Origin of the sequence: Escherichia sp. WS1450, assembly GCF_046487395.1 — a bacterium.
Lineage (GTDB): Bacteria > Pseudomonadota > Gammaproteobacteria > Enterobacterales > Enterobacteriaceae > Escherichia > Escherichia coli.
This window is the reverse complement of record NZ_JBJQJO010000007.1, coordinates 219,030-237,963: the sequence shown is the minus strand read 5'-3', so window position 1 is coordinate 237,963 and position 18,934 is coordinate 219,030. Positions and strand designations below refer to the sequence as shown.

19 protein-coding genes and 1 other annotated feature are annotated in these 18,934 nt (G+C 51.7%); of the genes, 14 read left to right on the top strand and 5 right to left on the bottom strand.

Annotated elements, in window-relative coordinates; all coding sequences use genetic code 11:
* Positions 1–36 precede the first annotated feature (36 nt).
* The gene (gene sltY / locus ACJHYR_RS11385; protein WP_000409419.1) at positions 37–1,974 is read left to right on the top strand and encodes a murein transglycosylase; all 1,938 of its coding nucleotides are present in this window, start codon (positions 37–39) and stop codon (positions 1,972–1,974) included.
* Between the two features lie 89 nt (positions 1,975–2,063).
* Entirely contained in the window at positions 2,064–2,390 is a 327-nt protein-coding gene (gene trpR, locus ACJHYR_RS11380; protein ID WP_000068680.1) for a trp operon repressor, read from the top strand.
* On the opposite strand, the gene yjjX is transcribed toward trpR, so the two are convergent.
* Positions 2,384–2,899, bottom strand: coding sequence for an inosine/xanthosine triphosphatase (gene yjjX / locus ACJHYR_RS11375; RefSeq protein ID WP_001389639.1), 516 nt, complete (start codon positions 2,897–2,899; stop codon positions 2,384–2,386). The genes trpR and yjjX overlap by 7 nt on opposite strands.
* A 51-nt stretch (positions 2,900–2,950) precedes the next feature.
* Here yjjX and gpmB point away from each other — a divergent pair, with 51 nt between their 5' ends.
* The gene (gene gpmB / locus ACJHYR_RS11370) at positions 2,951–3,598 is read left to right on the top strand and encodes a 2,3-diphosphoglycerate-dependent phosphoglycerate mutase GpmB (protein WP_000942344.1); all 648 of its coding nucleotides are present in this window, start codon (positions 2,951–2,953) and stop codon (positions 3,596–3,598) included.
* On the opposite strand, the gene robA is transcribed toward gpmB, so the two are convergent.
* Positions 3,595–4,464, bottom strand: coding sequence for an MDR efflux pump AcrAB transcriptional activator RobA (gene robA / locus ACJHYR_RS11365; protein ID WP_000371666.1), 870 nt, complete (start codon positions 4,462–4,464; stop codon positions 3,595–3,597). The two genes, gpmB and robA, sit on opposite strands and share 4 nt — an antisense overlap.
* Before the next feature lie 210 nt (positions 4,465–4,674).
* Between robA and creA the strand changes: the two genes are divergently transcribed.
* Genes creA through creD form a run of 4 tightly spaced genes read left to right on the top strand, consistent with a single transcriptional unit; the run spans position 4,675 to position 8,684 of the window.
* A complete protein-coding gene (creA, locus tag ACJHYR_RS11360; protein ID WP_000875487.1) occupies positions 4,675–5,148 on the top strand; it encodes a protein CreA in 474 nt (157 codons plus the stop codon).
* Positions 5,149–5,160: 12 nt separating this feature from the next.
* Positions 5,161–5,850, top strand: coding sequence for a two-component system response regulator CreB (gene creB / locus ACJHYR_RS11355; protein ID WP_001188679.1), 690 nt, complete (start codon positions 5,161–5,163; stop codon positions 5,848–5,850).
* The gene (gene creC / locus ACJHYR_RS11350) at positions 5,850–7,274 is read left to right on the top strand and encodes a two-component system sensor histidine kinase CreC (protein ID WP_021564842.1); all 1,425 of its coding nucleotides are present in this window, start codon (positions 5,850–5,852) and stop codon (positions 7,272–7,274) included. The genes creB and creC overlap by 1 nt, the downstream gene beginning before the upstream one ends.
* Before the next feature lie 57 nt (positions 7,275–7,331).
* Positions 7,332–8,684 (top strand): cell envelope integrity protein CreD, encoded by a 1,353-nt coding sequence (gene creD, locus ACJHYR_RS11345; protein ID WP_072837372.1) that lies wholly within the window; start codon positions 7,332–7,334, stop codon positions 8,682–8,684.
* A 59-nt stretch (positions 8,685–8,743) separates the two neighbouring features.
* Here creD and arcA read toward each other — a convergent pair whose 3' ends face one another.
* Positions 8,744–9,460, bottom strand: a complete 717-nt coding sequence (arcA, locus tag ACJHYR_RS11340) for a two-component system response regulator ArcA (RefSeq protein ID WP_001194358.1) — start codon at positions 9,458–9,460, stop codon at positions 8,744–8,746.
* A 95-nt stretch (positions 9,461–9,555) separates the two neighbouring features.
* Between arcA and yjjY the strand changes: the two genes are divergently transcribed.
* From yjjY to ACJHYR_RS11305, 7 genes are all read left to right on the top strand, one after another.
* Positions 9,556–9,696: a protein YjjY gene (gene yjjY, locus ACJHYR_RS11335; RefSeq protein ID WP_001303782.1), complete on the top strand. Its 141-nt coding sequence runs from the start codon at positions 9,556–9,558 to the stop codon at positions 9,694–9,696.
* 399 nt (positions 9,697–10,095) lie between these two features.
* Positions 10,096–10,782 (top strand): tRNA/rRNA methyltransferase, encoded by a 687-nt coding sequence (locus ACJHYR_RS11330; RefSeq protein WP_001223148.1) that lies wholly within the window; start codon positions 10,096–10,098, stop codon positions 10,780–10,782.
* Between the two features lie 213 nt (positions 10,783–10,995).
* Positions 10,996–11,061 carry a thr operon leader peptide gene (gene thrL / locus ACJHYR_RS11325; RefSeq protein ID WP_001386572.1) on the top strand — a complete coding sequence of 22 codons (66 nt, stop codon included), beginning with the start codon at positions 10,996–10,998 and terminating at the stop codon, positions 11,059–11,061.
* Positions 10,997–11,116 (top strand) — a sequence feature (Thr leader region). Its footprint overlaps the gene before it by 65 nt.
* Positions 11,117–11,141: 25 nt before the next feature.
* A complete protein-coding gene (gene thrA, locus ACJHYR_RS11320; RefSeq protein WP_042028634.1) occupies positions 11,142–13,604 on the top strand; it encodes a bifunctional aspartate kinase/homoserine dehydrogenase I in 2,463 nt (820 codons plus the stop codon).
* Between the two features lies 1 nt (position 13,605).
* On the top strand, positions 13,606–14,538 hold the full coding sequence (gene thrB / locus ACJHYR_RS11315) for a homoserine kinase (RefSeq protein WP_000241660.1): 933 nt from the start codon (positions 13,606–13,608) through the stop codon (positions 14,536–14,538).
* A complete protein-coding gene (gene thrC / locus ACJHYR_RS11310) occupies positions 14,539–15,825 on the top strand; it encodes a threonine synthase (protein ID WP_000781055.1) in 1,287 nt (428 codons plus the stop codon).
* Positions 15,826–16,038: 213 nt separating this feature from the next.
* Positions 16,039–16,335, top strand: a complete 297-nt coding sequence (locus tag ACJHYR_RS11305) for a DUF2502 domain-containing protein (RefSeq protein WP_000738732.1) — start codon at positions 16,039–16,041, stop codon at positions 16,333–16,335.
* Between the two features lie 152 nt (positions 16,336–16,487).
* Here the strand turns inward: ACJHYR_RS11305 and yaaA are convergent, their stop codons facing one another.
* The gene (yaaA, locus tag ACJHYR_RS11300) at positions 16,488–17,264 is read right to left on the bottom strand and encodes a peroxide stress protein YaaA (RefSeq protein ID WP_059328242.1); all 777 of its coding nucleotides are present in this window, start codon (positions 17,262–17,264) and stop codon (positions 16,488–16,490) included.
* A 69-nt stretch (positions 17,265–17,333) separates the two neighbouring features.
* A complete protein-coding gene (locus ACJHYR_RS11295) occupies positions 17,334–18,764 on the bottom strand; it encodes an alanine/glycine:cation symporter family protein (protein WP_001112575.1) in 1,431 nt (476 codons plus the stop codon).
* Positions 18,765–18,934: the final 170 nt, after the last annotated feature.

The window sequence follows — 18,934 nt, the reverse complement described above, 5'->3', positions numbered from 1 at the left end:
GCTGCATTGATGTATTTACACTTAGAGGATGCGCTTGTGGAAAAAGCCAAACACGTTACCTGGCGGCTGTTGGCTGCCGGTGTCTGTCTGCTGACGGTCAGCAGCGTGGCGCGAGCCGACTCACTGGATGAGCAGCGTAGCCGCTACGCCCAAATCAAGCAGGCCTGGGATAATCGACAAATGGATGTGGTCGAACAAATGATGCCTGGACTGAAAGATTATCCGCTTTATCCCTACCTGGAATACCGCCAGATCACCGATGATCTGATGAATCAACCGGCGGTGACGGTCACTAACTTTGTTCGCGCTAACCCCACGCTTCCTCCCGCTCGCACGCTGCAATCTCGTTTCGTCAATGAACTGGCGCGGCGTGAAGACTGGCGTGGCTTGTTAGCCTTTAGCCCGGAAAAGCCCGGAACTACCGAAGCGCAATGTAATTACTACTATGCAAAATGGAACACCGGGCAGAGTGAAGAAGCCTGGCAAGGGGCGAAAGAGCTGTGGCTAACCGGCAAGAGCCAGCCTAACGCCTGTGACAAGTTATTTAGCGTCTGGCGTGCGTCAGGTAAACAAGATCCGCTGGCGTATTTAGAGCGTATCCGTCTGGCGATGAAAGCGGGTAACACTGGCCTGGTAACAGTGCTGGCAGGGCAGATGCCTGCCGATTACCAGACTATCGCTTCGGCAATTATTTCACTGGCGAACAATCCTAATACGGTACTGACCTTCGCGCGTACAACCGGAGCGACCGATTTTACCCGTCAAATGGCGGCGGTGGCGTTTGCCAGTGTGGCGCGGCAGGATGCTGAAAATGCACGGCTGATGATCCCGTCGCTTGCCCAGGCGCAGCAGCTTAATGAAGATCAGATTCAGGAGCTGCGCGATATCGTCGCCTGGCGTTTGATGGGCAACGATGTCACCGACGAACAGGCGAAATGGCGTGATGACGCCATTATGCGTTCGCAATCTACTTCGCTTATTGAACGCCGTGTGCGAATGGCGCTTGGCACCGGCGATCGTCGCGGCCTGAATACCTGGCTGGCGCGTTTGCCGATGGAGGCGAAAGAGAAAGATGAATGGCGTTACTGGCAGGCGGATTTACTGCTGGAACGCGGACGTGAAGCTGAAGCGAAAGAGATTTTGCATCAACTCATGCAACAGCGTGGTTTCTACCCGATGGTTGCAGCACAACGCATCGGCGAAGAGTATGAGCTGAAGATTGATAAAGCGCCGCAGAATGTTGACAGCGCCCTGACTCAGGGGCCGGAGATGGCGCGCGTGCGCGAGTTGATGTACTGGAATCTCGATAACACCGCGCGTAGCGAGTGGGCCAATCTGGTGAAGAGCAAGTCAAAAACAGAGCAAGCTCAACTGGCGCGGTATGCTTTCAACAACCAATGGTGGGATCTTAGCGTTCAGGCAACGATCGCCGGGAAGCTTTGGGATCATCTGGAAGAGCGATTCCCGCTGGCTTACAACGATCTTTTCAAACGTTACACCAGTGGGAAGGAGATCCCGCAAAGCTATGCGATGGCGATTGCCCGTCAGGAGAGCGCCTGGAATCCGAAAGTGAAATCACCGGTAGGGGCCAGCGGCCTGATGCAGATTATGCCGGGCACGGCGACCCATACGGTGAAGATGTTCTCTATTCCTGGTTATAGCAGCCCTGGGCAATTGCTGGATCCGGAAACGAATATCAACATTGGCACCAGTTACCTGCAATATGTTTATCAGCAGTTTGGTAATAACCGTATTTTCTCCTCAGCAGCTTATAACGCCGGACCAGGGCGGGTGCGAACCTGGCTTGGCAACAGCGCCGGGCGTATCGACGCAGTGGCATTCGTCGAGAGTATTCCGTTCTCCGAGACGCGCGGTTATGTGAAGAACGTGCTGGCTTATGACGCTTACTACCGCTATTTCATGGGGGATAAACCGACGTTGATGAGCGCCACGGAATGGGGACGTCGTTACTGATCCGCACGTTTATGATATGCTATCGTACTCTTTAGCGAGTACAACCGGGGGAGGCATTTTGCTTCCCCCGCTAACAATGGCGACATATTATGGCCCAACAATCACCCTATTCAGCAGCGATGGCAGAACAGCGTCACCAGGAGTGGTTACGTTTTGTCGACCTGCTTAAGAATGCCTACCAAAACGATCTCCATTTACCGTTGTTAAACCTGATGCTGACGCCAGATGAGCGCGAAGCGTTGGGGACTCGCGTGCGTATTGTCGAAGAGCTGCTGCGCGGCGAAATGAGCCAGCGTGAGTTAAAAAATGAACTCGGCGCGGGCATCGCGACGATTACGCGTGGATCTAACAGCCTGAAAGCCGCACCCGTGGAGCTGCGCCAGTGGCTGGAAAAGGTGTTGCTGAAAGATCACTGATACACCGCATTATGAAACGGACTCAGCGCCAGGATCACCGCCTGGTGATAGACGCTGGCGCGGGTAAGTTTCCCGGCGGTAAACACGCCGATCGCCCCTTCCTTACGACCAATCTCATCAATACCGGTATAACGCGACATCACGGGACCGAGCGCCTCGCCTTCACGCACTTTCTGCAAAATCACCGCAGGTAACGGCAAAGTTGCCGAACGCGCCTCGCCGCGCTGGCTGGCGTTTTCAATCACCACCCAACTGAAGGTGCTGTCGCCATCAATGCCAGCTTCAATCGCCACCCAAAAATCAGCCTCTGGATGTAAACGGCGGGCATTTGCTACCCGATTTCGTGCGCCAGCGCGCGTTTCCTCACTGCCAAAGGGCTGTTCCGGTACACCGCTCTCGACGGCAACGGATGCAATATGGCAGGATCCTTCGCCGAAGATCTCGTGAAATGCCTGCAGAATGGCCTGAATTTTAGCGGGATTGGTGGTCGCACAGACAACTTGGTGCATAATCAGCATTACTCAGAAAATTAACGTTACAGCAGTATACGGAAAAAAAGCATGTTACAGGTATACCTAGTCCGCCACGGTGAAACGCAGTGGAACGCCGAGCGACGTATTCAGGGCCAGTCTGACAGCCCGCTGACCGCCAAAGGTGAGCAACAGGCGATGCAGGTGGCAACCCGTGCCAAAGAGCTTGGCATTACGCATATCATCAGTAGCGATTTAGGACGCACCCGGCGTACGGCGGAAATCATCGCCCAGGCCTGCGGCTGTGACATCATCTTTGATTCTCGCCTGCGTGAATTAAACATGGGTGTGCTGGAAAAAAGACATATCGATTCTCTGACCGAAGAAGAAGAGAACTGGCGTCGGCAGCTGGTCAATGGCACCGTTGACGGGCGTATTCCTGAAGGCGAGTCAATGCAGGAGCTCAGCGATCGCGTCAATGCGGCACTGGAATCTTGCCGGGACTTACCGCAGGGAAGCCGACCGCTGCTGGTGAGCCATGGTATTGCACTGGGATGCCTGGTGAGTACGATTCTCGGATTACCAGCATGGGCAGAGCGTCGCTTACGTCTGCGTAACTGTTCTATTTCGCGCGTGGATTATCAGGAAAGCCTGTGGCTGGCGTCTGGCTGGGTCGTTGAAACCGCAGGGGACATCTCGCATCTGGACGCCCCTGCATTAGATGAGCTGCAGCGTTAACGACGGATCGGAATCAGCAGTTCACAGCGCAGATTAATTGGGCGATCTCCCGCTTTGGCATCTTCTGCCGGGTAGTATCGCTCAATATCCTGACCTTTACGGCGCGTCAGGTTGAGCATTGGCATACACGTTCCGTATACCGTCAGGATAAACTCCTGCACGCCGGTTCCCAGACCTTCATAGGTAAACATCACATATTCGCCGCCCTGCAGCATCACCGGATGCCCCGTCAGTACATAGCCATCTGCCTGATCCTGGGCTAACGCGGTGGTATAGAATACCTCTTGTTCGTCGTCTTTATCCTGACTCGGACGCGTTTCATTCAGGCCGTAGAGCACCGGCGGAATGGTCGGCGCGTTGCCGAGAAAATCGTGCCAGAACTGATAACGCATTTCATGGCGGAAATCAGAGATTTGCTCCAGCGAACAGGAGTAGCTCTGGGTAACACCAATCAGCGGCGTATCTTCCAGGGTGACAAATTTGTGCTCTGGCATAGTGAATTCACCCAGGCGTAGCGGCGGGCGAATACCAAAGGCGCTCCATTCAGGAGAACGGCGGTAAAGTGCAGGAGTCTGGGCAAACTGCTTCTTGAATGCGCGGGTAAATGTCTGTTGAGAGTCGAAGCGGTATTGCAGCGCGATGTCCAGAATCGGACGCGCAGTCAGGCGTAGTGCGACCGCCGATTTCGACAAACGACGAGCACGAATATACGCGCCAATAGCATGGCCTGTGACATCTTTAAACATTCTCTGTAAGTGCCACTTGGAATAACCTGCTTTCGCCGCTACATTGTCGAGCGACAGGGGCTGATCCAGATGACCTTCCAGCCAGATTAAAAGGTCGCGAATAATGCCGGCCTGATCCATAAAATATCCTCATCCTTTCAACAACGAGCACCTGACATCAGGTAATTGGATAATAGCATTTTTTGCTGTTTTAGCATTCAGTGTTTTTTTCTTAGTAGAGTATGTTTTAGGACTTGACGGAAATAAAAGTATTGAGATTTTGTTCTTAATCAATATGTTATTTACCGTGACGAACTAATTGCTCGTGTAATAGATAAAAATGGTAACAATATGAAATACAAGCATTTGATCCTGTCTTTAAGCCTGATAATGCTGGGGCCATTGGCTCATGCAGAAGAGATTGGTTCGGTCGACACCGTATTTAAAATGATCGGCCCGGATCACAAAATTGTTGTGGAAGCCTTTGACGATCCCGATGTGAAAAATGTCACCTGTTATGTGAGCCGGGCGAAAACCGGTGGTATTAAAGGGGGATTGGGCCTGGCAGAAGATACCTCCGATGCGGCCATTTCTTGTCAGCAAGTCGGGCCGATTGAACTGTCGGATCGTATTAAAAACGGCAAAGCTCAGGGCGAGGTAGTATTCAAAAAACGCACGTCCCTGGTCTTTAAGTCGTTACAGGTCGTGCGCTTTTATGACGCCAAACGCAACGCGCTCGCTTATCTGGCTTACTCCGACAAAGTTGTAGAAGGTTCGCCGAAAAACGCGATTAGCGCGGTTCCTGTCATGCCGTGGCGGCAATAACAGAGGCGATTTATGCAACGGGAAACGGTCTGGTTAGTGGAAGATGAGCAAGGGATAGCCGACACTCTGGTCTACATGTTGCAGCAGGAAGGTTTTGCCGTCGAGGTCTTTGAGCGAGGCTTGCCGGTGCTGGATAAAGCTCGCCAGCAGGTTCCCGATGTCATGATTCTCGACGTTGGTTTGCCTGATATCAGTGGCTTTGAATTGTGCCGCCAGTTACTGGCGCTCCATCCGGCGTTACCTGTACTGTTCCTGACGGCCCGAAGTGAAGAGGTCGATCGCCTGCTTGGGCTGGAAATTGGCGCTGACGACTACGTGGCTAAACCGTTTTCACCCCGCGAAGTGTGCGCCAGGGTGCGCACCTTACTGCGTCGGGTGAAGAAGTTCTCGACGCCGTCTCCCGTCATCCGTATTGGACATTTTGAATTGAATGAACCCGCGGCGCAGATCAGCTGGTTTGACACGCCATTAACGCTGACGCGGTATGAGTTTTTATTGCTGAAGACGTTACTCAAGTCGCCAGGCCGCGTCTGGTCCCGCCAGCAACTGATGGATAGCGTGTGGGAAGATGCGCAGGACACCTACGATCGCACCGTCGATACCCACATTAAAACGTTGCGTGCCAAGCTGCGCGCCATCAACCCCGATCTTTCACCGATTAATACTCATCGCGGCATGGGATATAGCCTGAGGGGCCTGTAATGCGTATCGGCATGCGGTTGCTGCTGGGCTATTTTTTACTGGTGGCGGTGGCAGCCTGGTTCGTACTGGCCATTTTTGTCAAAGAAGTTAAACCGGGCGTGCGAAGAGCAACGGAGGGGACGTTGATCGACACCGCAACGTTGCTGGCGGAGCTGGCGCGTCCCGATTTGCTCTCTGGGGACCCAACGCATGGGCAACTGGCGCAGGCGTTTAATCAGCTACAGCATCGCCCGTTTCGCGCCAATATCGGTGGCATTAACAAAGTGCGCAATGAATATCATGTCTATATGACCGATGCGCAGGGCAAAGTATTGTTCGATTCGGCAAATAAAGCCGTTGGACAGGATTATTCGCGCTGGAATGACGTCTGGCTAACGTTGCGTGGTCAGTATGGTGCGCGCAGCACGTTGCAAAATCCTGCCGATCCCGAAAGTTCTGTGATGTATGTTGCCGCGCCGATTATGGACGGCTCGCGGCTTATTGGCGTTTTGAGCGTAGGCAAACCGAACGCGGCGATGGCTCCGGTCATTAAGCGCAGCGAGCGGCGAATTTTATGGGCCAGCGCCATTTTGTTGGGGATTGCACTGGTGATTGGCGCAGGCATGGTTTGGTGGATCAACCGCTCCATTGCCCGGCTCACTCGCTATGCTGATTCCGTCACTGACAATAAGCCCGTTCCTCTTCCCGATCTCGGTAGTAGCGAGCTGCGTAAACTCGCGCAGGCGCTGGAAAGTATGCGCGTGAAGCTGGAAGGGAAAAACTATATTGAGCAGTATGTTTACGCATTAACTCATGAGCTAAAAAGCCCACTGGCGGCGATTCGTGGCGCGGCGGAAATTTTACGCGAAGGTCCGCCGCCGGAAGTGGTGGCTCGTTTTACTGACAACATTCTGACGCAAAATGCGCGTATGCAGGCATTGGTAGAAACGTTACTACGCCAGGCAAGACTGGAGAATCGTCAGGAAGTCGTTCTGACTGCTGTTGATGTGGCGGCATTATTCCGCCGCGTCAGCGAAGCGCGCACCGTGCAGTTGGCAGAAAAAAACATCACTTTGCATGTTATGCCCACCGAGGTTAATGTTGCTGCTGAACCGGCGTTACTGGATCAGGCGCTGGGGAATTTACTGGATAACGCCATCGATTTTACCCCCGAGAGCGGTTGCATCACGCTAAGCGCCGAAGTGGAGCAGGAACACGTCACGCTTAAGGTGCTGGATACCGGTAGTGGTATTCCTGACTACGCGCTTTCACGTATTTTTGAACGCTTTTACTCTTTGCCTCGTGCAAATGGGCAAAAAAGCAGCGGTCTGGGGTTGGCGTTCGTCAGTGAGGTCGCCCGTTTGTTTAACGGCGAAGTCACGCTGCGCAACGTGCAGGAAGGTGGCGTGCTGGCTTCGCTTCGACTTCACCGTCACTTCACATAGCTTCAAATTCTTCCCACATAGCCTTCGTATCCTGCTGCCATTGCAAAGGAGAAGACTATGTTGAAATCCCCCCTGTTCTGGAAAATGACCACCCTGTTTGGTGCAGTATTGCTGTTGTTGATTCCGATAATGCTGATTCGGCAGGTGATTGTCGAACGTGCTGATTACCGTAGCGATGTGGAAGATGCGATTCGCCAAAGTACCAGCGGGCCGCAAAAACTCGTTGGGCCGCTCATCGCTATTCCTGTGACCGAGCTTTATACGGTGCAGGAAGACGATAAAACCGTGGAGCGGAAACGAAGTTTTATCCATTTTTGGTTACCTGAGTCATTGATGGTTGATGGCAATCAGAACGTGGAAGAACGCAAGATAGGGATTTATACCGGTCAGGTCTGGCACAGTGATTTAACGCTAAAAGCCGATTTCGATGTTTCGCGTCTTAGCGAACTCAACGCGCCAAATATCACCTTAGGCAAGCCCTTTATTGTGATTAGCGTCGGGGATGCGCGTGGTATTGGTGTGGTGAAAGCGCCTGAAGTTAACGGAACGGCACTGACCATTGAACCCGGTACCGGGTTAGAGCAAGGCGGGCAGGGCGTGCATATCCCTTTACCTGAAGGGGACTGGCGGAAGCAGAACCTGAAGCTGAATATGGCACTGAATTTAAGCGGTACCGGCGATCTTTCTGTGGTGCCTGCCGGGCGTAATAGCGAAATGACCTTAACCAGCAACTGGCCGCATCCCAGTTTTTTAGGTGATTTTCTACCAGCCAAACGGGAAGTTAGCGAGTCAGGTTTTCAGGCGCAATGGCAAAGCAGCTGGTTTGCTAATAATCTCGGTGAGCGTTTTGCTTCAGGCAATGATACCGGCTGGGAAAACTTCCCCGCGTTTAGCGTCGCAGTGACGACGCCAGCCGATCAATACCAATTAACGGACCGGGCGACTAAGTACGCCATTCTGCTGATTGCACTGACTTTTATGGCGTTCTTTGTTTTTGAAACGCTCACCGCGCAACGTTTACACCCAATGCAATATTTGCTGGTGGGGCTTTCATTGGTGATGTTTTATTTGCTCTTGCTGGCGCTTTCTGAACATATCGGTTTTACCGTGGCATGGATAATCGCCAGTCTGATTGGGGCGTTAATGAACGGTATTTATTTGCAGGCGGTATTGAAAGGCTGGCGCAATAGCATGTTGTTTACCCTCGCGCTGTTGTTGCTGGATGGTGTGATGTGGGGACTGCTCAACTCTGCCGATAGCGCGCTGTTGTTGGGAACCAGTGTGCTGGTGGTGGCGCTGGCCGGCATGATGTTTGTGACCCGTAATATCGACTGGTATGCGTTTTCACTGCCGAAAATGAAAGCCAGTAAAGAAGTTACAACGGACGATGAATTACGTATCTGGAAATAAGGTTGAAAAATAAAAACGGCGCTAAAAAGCGCCGTTTTTTTTGACGGTGGTAAAGCCGATTAATCTTCCAGATCACCGCAGAAGCGATAACCTTCACCGTGAATGGTGGCGATGATTTCCGGCGTATCCGGCGTAGATTCGAAATGTTTACGAATACGGCGGATCGTCACGTCTACAGTACGGTCGTGCGGTTTCAGCTCACGGCCGGTCATTTTCTTCAGCAGTTCAGCACGGGACTGAATTTTGCCTGGGTTTTCACAGAAGTGAAGCATGGCGCGGAACTCGCTGCGCGGCAGCTTGTACTGCTCGCCATCAGGGCCGATCAACGAACGGCTGTTGATGTCCAGTTCCCAACCATTGAACTTGTAGCTTTCAACGCTACGACGTTCTTCGCTGACAGTACCCAGATTCATGGTACGGGACAGCAGGTTGCGTGCACGAATAGTCAGTTCACGCGGGTTGAACGGTTTGGTGATGTAGTCATCTGCACCGATTTCGAGGCCGAGAATTTTATCGACTTCGTTGTCACGGCCAGTCAGGAACATCAACGCAACATTCGCCTGCTCGCGCAGTTCACGCGCTAACAGAAGACCGTTCTTACCCGGCAGATTGATATCCATGATCACCAGGTTGATGTCATATTCAGAGAGGATCTGATGCATTTCCGCGCCATCTGTCGCTTCGAAAACATCATAGCCTTCCGCTTCGAAAATACTTTTCAACGTGTTGCGTGTTACCAACTCGTCTTCAACGATAAGAATGTGCGGGGTCTGCATGTTTGCTACCTAAATTGCCAACTAAATCGAAACAGGAAGTACAAAAGTCCCTGACCTGCCTGATGCATGCTGCAAATTAACATGATCGGCGTAACATGACTAAAGTACGTAATTGCGTTCTTGATGCACTTTCCATCAACGTCAACAACATCATTAGCTTGGTCGTGGGTACTTTCCCTCAGGACCCGACAGTGTCAAAAACGGCTGTCATCCTAACCATTTTAACAGCAACATAACAGGCTAAGAGGGGCCGGACACCCAATAAAACTACGCTTCGTTGACATATATCAAGTTCAATTGTAGCACGTTAACAGTTTGATGAAATCATCGTATCTAAATGCTAGCTTTCGTCACATTATTTTAATAATCCAACTAGTTGCATCATACAACTAATAAACGTGGTGAATCCAATTGTCGAGATTTATTTTTTATAAAATTATCCTAAGTAAACAGAAGGATATGTAGCATTTTTTAACAATTCAACCGTTAGTACAGTCAGGAAATAGTTTAGCCTTTTTTAAGCTAAGTAAAGGGCTTTTTCTGCGACTTACGTTAAGAATTTGTAAATTCGCACCGCGTAATAAGTTGACAGTGATCACTCGGTTCGCGGTTATTTGATCAAGAAGAGTGGCAATATGCGTATAACGATTATTCTGGTCGCACCCGCCAGAGCAGAAAATATTGGGGCAGCGGCGCGGGCAATGAAAACGATGGGGTTTAGCGAACTGCGGATTGTCGATAGTCAGGCACACCTGGAGCCAGCCACCCGCTGGGTCGCACATGGATCTGGTGATATTATTGATAATATTAAAGTTTTCCCGACACTGGCTGAATCGTTACACGATGTCGATTTCACTGTTGCCACCACTGCGCGCAGTCGGGCGAAATATCATTACTACGCTACGCCAGTAGAACTGGTGCCGCTGTTAGAGGAAAAATCTTCATGGATGAGCCATGCCGCGCTGGTGTTTGGTCGCGAAGATTCCGGGTTGACTAACGAAGAGTTAGCGTTGGCTGACGTTCTTACTGGTGTGCCGATGGTGGCGGATTATCCTTCGCTCAATCTGGGGCAGGCGGTGATGGTCTATTGCTATCAATTAGCAACATTAATACAACAACCGGCGAAAAGTGACACAATGGCAGACCAACATCAACTGCAAGCTTTACGCGAACGAGCCATGGCATTGCTGACGACTCTGGCAGTGGCAGATGACACAAAACTGGTCGACTGGTTACAACAACGTCTGGGGCTTTTAGAGCAACGAGACACGGCAATGTTGCACCGTTTGCTGCATGATATTGAAAAAAATATCACCAAATAAAAAACGCCTTAGTAAGTATTTTTCAGCTTTTCATTCTGACTGCAACGGGCAATATGTCTCTGTGTGGATTAAAAAAAGAGTGTCTGATAGCAGCTTCTGAACTGGTTACCTGCCGTGAGTAAATTAAAATTTTATTGACTTAGGTCACTAAATACTTTAACCAATATAGGCATAGCGCACAGACAGATAAAAATTACAGAGTACACAACATCCATGAAACGCATTAGCACCACCATTACCACCACCATCACCATTACCACAGGTAACGGTGCGGGCTGACGCGTACAGGAAACACAGAAAAAAGCCCGCACCTGACAGTGCGGGCTTTTTTTTCGACCAAAGGTAACGAGGTAACAACCATGCGAGTGTTGAAGTTCGGCGGTACATCAGTGGCAAATGCAGAACGTTTTCTGCGGGTTGCCGATATTCTGGAAAGCAATGCCAGGCAGGGGCAGGTGGCCACCGTCCTCTCTGCCCCCGCCAAAATCACCAACCACCTGGTGGCGATGATTGAAAAAACCATTAGCGGCCAGGATGCTTTACCCAATATCAGCGATGCCGAACGTATTTTTGCCGAACTTCTGACGGGACTCGCCACCGCCCAGCCGGGATTCCCGCTGGCGCAACTGAAAACTTTCGTCGACCAGGAATTTGCCCAAATAAAACATGTCCTGCATGGCATTAGTTTGTTGGGGCAGTGCCCGGATAGCATCAACGCTGCGCTGATTTGCCGTGGCGAGAAAATGTCGATCGCCATTATGGCCGGCGTGTTAGAAGCGCGTGGTCACAACGTTACCGTTATCGATCCGGTCGAAAAACTGCTGGCAGTGGGGCATTACCTCGAATCTACCGTCGATATTGCTGAGTCCACCCGCCGTATTGCGGCAAGCCGCATTCCTGGTGATCACATGGTGTTGATGGCAGGTTTCACCGCCGGTAATGAAAAAGGCGAACTGGTGGTGCTTGGACGTAACGGTTCCGACTACTCTGCTGCGGTGCTGGCTGCCTGTTTACGCGCCGATTGTTGCGAGATTTGGACGGACGTTGACGGGGTCTATACCTGCGACCCGCGTCAGGTGCCCGATGCGAGGTTGTTGAAGTCGATGTCCTACCAGGAAGCGATGGAGCTTTCCTACTTCGGCGCTAAAGTTCTTCACCCCCGCACCATTACCCCCATCGCCCAGTTCCAGATCCCTTGCCTGATTAAAAATACCGGAAATCCTCAAGCACCAGGTACGCTCATTGGTGCCAGCCGTGATGAAGACGAATTACCGGTCAAGGGCATTTCCAATCTGAATAACATGGCAATGTTCAGCGTTTCCGGCCCGGGGATGAAAGGAATGGTTGGCATGGCGGCGCGCGTCTTTGCAGCGATGTCACGCGCCCGTATTTCCGTGGTGCTGATTACGCAATCATCTTCCGAATACAGTATCAGTTTCTGCGTTCCACAAAGCGACTGTGTGCGAGCTGAACGGGCAATGCAGGAAGAGTTCTACCTGGAACTGAAAGAAGGCTTACTGGAGCCGCTGGCAGTGACGGAACGGCTGGCCATTATCTCGGTGGTAGGTGATGGTATGCGCACCTTGCGTGGGATCTCGGCGAAATTCTTTGCCGCGCTGGCCCGCGCCAATATCAACATTGTCGCCATTGCTCAGGGATCTTCTGAACGCTCAATCTCTGTCGTGGTAAATAACGATGATGCGACCACTGGCGTGCGCGTTACTCATCAGATGCTGTTCAATACCGATCAGGTTATCGAAGTGTTTGTGATTGGCGTCGGTGGCGTTGGCGGTGCGCTGCTGGAGCAACTGAAGCGTCAGCAAAGCTGGCTGAAGAATAAACATATCGACTTACGTGTCTGTGGTGTTGCCAACTCGAAGGCTCTGCTCACCAATGTACATGGCCTTAATCTGGAAAACTGGCAGGAAGAACTGGCGCAAGCCAAAGAGCCGTTTAATCTCGGGCGCTTAATTCGCCTCGTGAAAGAATATCATCTGCTGAACCCGGTCATTGTTGACTGCACCTCCAGCCAGGCAGTGGCGGATCAATATGCCGACTTCCTGCGCGAAGGTTTCCACGTTGTTACGCCGAACAAAAAGGCTAACACCTCGTCGATGGATTACTACCATCTGTTGCGTCATGCGGCGGAAAAATCGCGGCGTAAATTCCTCTATGACACCAACGTTGGGGCTGGATTACCGGTTATTGAGAACCTGCAAAATCTACTCAATGCAGGTGATGAATTGATGAAGTTCTCCGGCATTCTTTCTGGTTCGCTTTCTTATATCTTCGGCAAGTTAGACGAAGGCATGAGTTTCTCCGAGGCGACCACGCTGGCGCGGGAAATGGGTTATACCGAACCGGACCCGCGAGATGATCTTTCTGGTATGGATGTGGCGCGTAAACTATTGATTCTCGCTCGTGAAACGGGACGTGAACTGGAGCTGGCGGATATTGAAATTGAACCTGTGCTGCCCGCAGAGTTTAACGCCGAGGGTGATGTTGCCGCTTTTATGGCGAATCTGTCACAGCTCGACGATCTCTTTGCCGCGCGCGTGGCGAAGGCCCGTGATGAAGGAAAAGTTTTGCGCTATGTTGGCAATATTGATGAAGATGGCGTCTGCCGCGTGAAGATTGCTGAAGTGGATGGCAACGATCCGCTGTTCAAAGTGAAAAACGGCGAAAACGCCCTGGCCTTCTATAGCCACTATTATCAGCCGCTGCCGTTGGTGCTGCGCGGATATGGTGCGGGCAATGACGTTACAGCTGCCGGTGTTTTTGCCGATCTGCTACGTACCCTCTCATGGAAGTTAGGAGTCTGACATGGTTAAAGTTTATGCCCCGGCTTCCAGTGCCAATATGAGCGTCGGGTTTGATGTGCTCGGGGCGGCGGTGACACCCGTTGATGGTGCATTGCTCGGAGATGTAGTCACGGTTGAGGCGGCAGAGACATTCAGTCTCAATAACCTCGGACGCTTTGCCGATAAGCTGCCGTCAGAACCTCGGGAAAATATCGTTTATCAGTGTTGGGAGCGTTTTTGCCAGGAGCTGGGTAAGCAAATTCCAGTGGCGATGACCCTGGAAAAGAATATGCCGATCGGCTCGGGCTTAGGCTCCAGCGCCTGCTCAGTGGTCGCGGCGCTGATGGCGATGAATGAACACTGCGGCAAGCCGCTTAATGACACCCGTTTGCTGGCTTTGATGGGCGAGCTGGAAGGGCGTATCTCCGGCAGCATTCATTACGACAACGTGGCACCGTGTTTTCTTGGTGGTATGCAGTTGATGATCGAAGAAAACGACATCATCAGCCAGCAAGTGCCAGGGTTTGATGAGTGGCTGTGGGTGCTGGCGTATCCGGGGATTAAAGTCTCGACGGCAGAAGCCAGGGCTATTTTACCGGCGCAGTATCGCCGCCAGGATTGCATTGCGCACGGGCGACATCTGGCAGGCTTTATTCACGCCTGCTATTCCCGTCAGCCTGAGCTTGCCGCGAAGCTGATGAAAGATGTTATCGCTGAACCCTACCGTGAACGGTTACTGCCAGGCTTCCGGCAGGCGCGGCAGGCGGTCGCGGAAATCGGCGCGGTAGCGAGCGGTATCTCCGGCTCCGGCCCGACTTTGTTCGCTCTGTGTGACAAGCCGGATACCGCCCAGCGCGTTGCCGACTGGTTGGGTAAGAACTACCTGCAAAATCAGGAAGGTTTTGTTCATATTTGCCGGCTGGATACGGCGGGCGCACGAGTACTGGAAAACTAAATGAAACTCTACAATCTTAAAGATCACAATGAGCAGGTCAGCTTTGCGCAAGCCGTAACCCAGGGGTTGGGCAAAAATCAGGGGCTGTTTTTCCCGCACGACCTGCCGGAATTCAGCCTGACTGAAATTGATGAGATGCTGAAGCTGGATTTTGTCACCCGCAGTGCGAAGATCCTCTCGGCGTTTATTGGTGATGAAATCCCGCAGGAAATCCTGGAAGAGCGCGTACGCGCGGCGTTTGCCTTCCCGGCTCCGGTCGCCAATGTTGAAAGCGATGTCGGTTGTCTGGAGTTGTTCCACGGGCCAACGCTTGCATTTAAAGATTTCGGCGGTCGCTTTATGGCACAAATGCTGACCCATATTGCGGGCGATAAGCCAGTGACCATTCTGACCGCGACCTCCGGTGATACCGGAGCGGCAGTGGCTCATGCTTTCTACGGTTTGCCGAATGTGAAAGTGGTTATCCTCTATCCACGAGGCAAAATCAGTCCACTGCAAGAAAAACTGTTCTGTACATTGGGCGGCAATATTGAAACTGTTGCCATCGACGGCGATTTCGATGCCTGTCAGGCGCTGGTGAAGCAGGCGTTTGATGATGAAGAACTGAAAGTGGCGCTGGGGTTAAACTCAGCTAACTCGATTAACATCAGCCGTTTGCTGGCGCAGATTTGCTACTACTTTGAAGCCGTGGCGCAGTTGCCGCAGGAAGCGCGCAACCAGCTGGTTGTCTCGGTGCCAAGCGGAAACTTCGGCGATTTGACGGCGGGTCTGCTGGCGAAGTCACTCGGTCTGCCGGTGAAACGTTTTATTGCTGCGACCAACGTGAACGATACCGTGCCACGTTTCCTGCACGACGGTCAGTGGTTACCCAAAGCGACTCAGGCGACGTTATCCAACGCGATGGACGTGAGTCAGCCGAACAACTGGCCGCGTGTGGAAGAGTTGTTCCGCCGCAAAATCTGGCAACTGAAAGAGCTGGGTTATGCAGCCGTGGATGATGAAACCACGCAACAGACAATGCGTGAGTTAAAAGAACTGGGCTACACCTCGGAGCCGCACGCTGCCGTAGCTTATCGTGCGCTGCGTGACCAGTTGCATCCAGGCGAATATGGCTTGTTCCTCGGCACCGCGCATCCGGCGAAATTTAAAGAGAGCGTGGAAGCGATTCTCGGTGAAACGTTGGATCTGCCAAAAGAGCTGGCAGAACGTGCTGATTTACCCTTGCTTTCGCATAACCTGCCCGCCGATTTTGCTGCGTTGCGTAAATTGATGATGAATCATCAGTAACATCTATTCATTATCTCAATCAGGCCGGGTTTGCTTTTATGCAGCCCGGCTTTTTTATGAAGAAAATATGGAGAAAAACGACAGGGAAAAAGGAGAAATTCTCAATAAATGCGGTAACTTAGAGATTAGGATTGCGGAGAATAACAACTGCCGTTCTCATCGCGTAATCTCCGGATATCGACCCATAACGGGCAATGATAAAAGGAGTAACCTGTGAAAAAGATGCAATCTATCGTACTCGCACTTTCCCTGGTTCTGGTCGCTCCCATGGCAGCGCAGGCTGCGGAAATTACGCTAGTCCCGTCAGTAAAATTACAGATAGGCGATCGTGATAATCGTGGCTATTACTGGGATGGCGGTCACTGGCGCGACCACGGCTGGTGGAAACAACATTATGAATGGCGAGGCAATCGCTGGCACCCATATGGACCGCCGCCACCGCCGCGCCACCATAAGAAAGCTCCTCATGATCATCACGGCGGTCATGGTCCAGGCAAACATCACCGCTAAATGACAAATGCCGGGTAACAATCCGGCATTCAGCGCCTGATGCGACGCTGGCGCGTCTTATCAGGCCTACGTTAATTCTGCAATATATTGAATCTGCATGCTTTTGTAGGCCGGATAAGGCGTTCACGCCGCATCCGGCATTTACTGCAAACTTAACGCTGCTCGTAGCGTTTAAACACCAGTTCACCATTGCTGGAGGAAGCTTCATCAAAGAAGTAACCTTCGCTATTAAAACCAGTCAGTTGCTCTGGTTTGGTCAGCCGATTTTCAATAATGAAACGACTCATCAGACCGCGTGCTTTCTTAGCGTAGAAGCTGATGATCTTAAATTTGCCGTTCTTCTCATCGAGGAACACTGGCTTGATAATCTCGGCATTCAATTTCTTCGGCTTCACCGATTTAAAATACTCATCTGACGCCAGATTTATCACCACATTATCGCCTTGTGCTGCGAGCGCCTCGTTCAGCTTGTTGGTGATGATATCTCCCCAGAATTGATACACATCTTTCCCTCGGGCATTCTCAAGACGGATCCCCATTTCCAGACGATAAGGCTGCATTAAATCGAGCGGGCGTAGTACGCCATACAAGCCGGAAAGCATTCGCAAATGCTGTTGGGCAAAATCGAAATCGTCTTCGCTGAAGGTTTCGGCCTGCAAGCCGGTGTAGACATCACCTTTAAACGCCAGAATCGCCTGGCGGGCATTCTCCGGCGTGAAATCTGGCTGCCAGTCATTAAAGCGAGCGGCGTTGATACCCGCCAGTTTGTCGCTGATGCGCATCAGCGTGCTAATCTGCGGAGGCGTCAGTTTCCGCGCTTCATGGATCAACTGCTGGGAATTGTCTAACAGCTCCGGCAGCGTATAGCGCGTGGTGGGCAATGGGCTTTGGTAATCGAGCGTTTTTGCAGGTGAAATAAGAATCAGCATATCCAGTCCTTGCAGGAAATTTATGCCGACTTTAGCAAAAAAAGAGAATGAGTTGATCGATAGTTGTGATTACTCCTGCGAAACATCATCCCACGCGTCCGGAGAAAGCTGGCGACCGATATCCGGATAACGCAACGGATCAAACACCGGGCGCACGCCGAGTTTACGCTGGCGTAGATAATCACTGGCAATGGTATGAACCACAGGCGAGAGCAGTAATATGGCGGTCAAATTGGTAATAGCCATGCAGGCCATAATGATATCTGCCAGTTGCCACATCAGCGGAAGACTTAGCAAGGTGCCGCCGATGACCGTTGCGAAGGTGCAGATTCGCAGACACCAGATCGCTTTAGGGTTGTTCAGGCGTAAGAAGAAGAGATTGTTTTCGGCATAAATGTAGTTGGCAACGATGGAGCTGAAGGCAAACAGAATAACCACGAGGGTAACAAACTCCGCACCCCAGGAACCCATTAACACCCGCATCGCCTTCTGGATAAGCTGAATACCTTCCAGCGGCATGTAGGTTGTGCCGTTACCCGCCAGTAATATCAGCATGGCGCTTGCCGTACAGATGACCAGGGTGTCGATAAAAATGCCAATCATCTGGACAATTCCTTGCGCTGCGGGATGCGGAGGCCAGGACGCAGCCGCCGCTGCCGCGTTTGGCGTCGACCCCATTCCTGCCTCATTGGAAAACATACTGCGCTGAAAACCGTTAGTAATCGCCTGGCTTAAGGTATATCCCGCCGCGCCGCCTGCCGCTTCCTGCCAGCCAAAAGCACTCTCAAAAATAGACCAAATGACGTGGGGAAGTTGCCCGATATTCATTACGCAAATTACCAGGCTGGTCAGTACCCAGATTAACGCCATCAACGGGACAAACCCCTGCATGAGCCGGGCGACGCCATGAAGACCGCGAGTGATTGCCAGCAGAGCAAAGACAGCAAGAATAATGCCTGTCACCAGCGGGGGAAAATCAAAAGAAAAACTCAGGGCTCGGGCAACGGCGTTCGCCTGAACTCCGCTGAAAATTATGCCGTAGGCGATGAGCAAAAAGAGGGCGAACAGAACGCCCATCCAGCGCATCCCCAGCCCGCGCGCCATATACCATGCCGGTCCGCCACGAAACTGCCCATTAACGTCACGTTCTTTATAAAGTTGTGCAAGGGAACATTCGGCAAACGAGGTCGCCATGCCGATAAACGCGGCAACCCACATCCAGAAGACGGCACCTGGTCCACCGGCGGTAATAGCCAGCGCAACGCCAGCCAGGTTGCCGCTACCCACGCGCGCCGCAAGACTGGTACACAATGATTGAAATGAGGTTAAACCGCCTGGCTGTGGATGAATGCTATTTTTAAGACTTTTGCCAAACTGGCGGATGTAGCGAAACTGCACAAATCCGGTGCGAAAAGTGAACCAACAACCTGCGCCGAAGAGCAGGTAAATCATTACCGATCCCCAAAGGACGCTGTTAATAAAGGAGAAAAAATCTGGCATGCATATCCCTCTTATTGCCGGTCGCGATGACTTTCCTGTGTAAACGTTACCAATTGTTTAAGAAGTATATACGCTACGAGGTACTTGATAACTTCTGCGTAGCATACATGAGGTTTTGTATAAAAATGGCGGGCGATATCAACGCAGTGTCAGAAATCCGAAACAGTCTC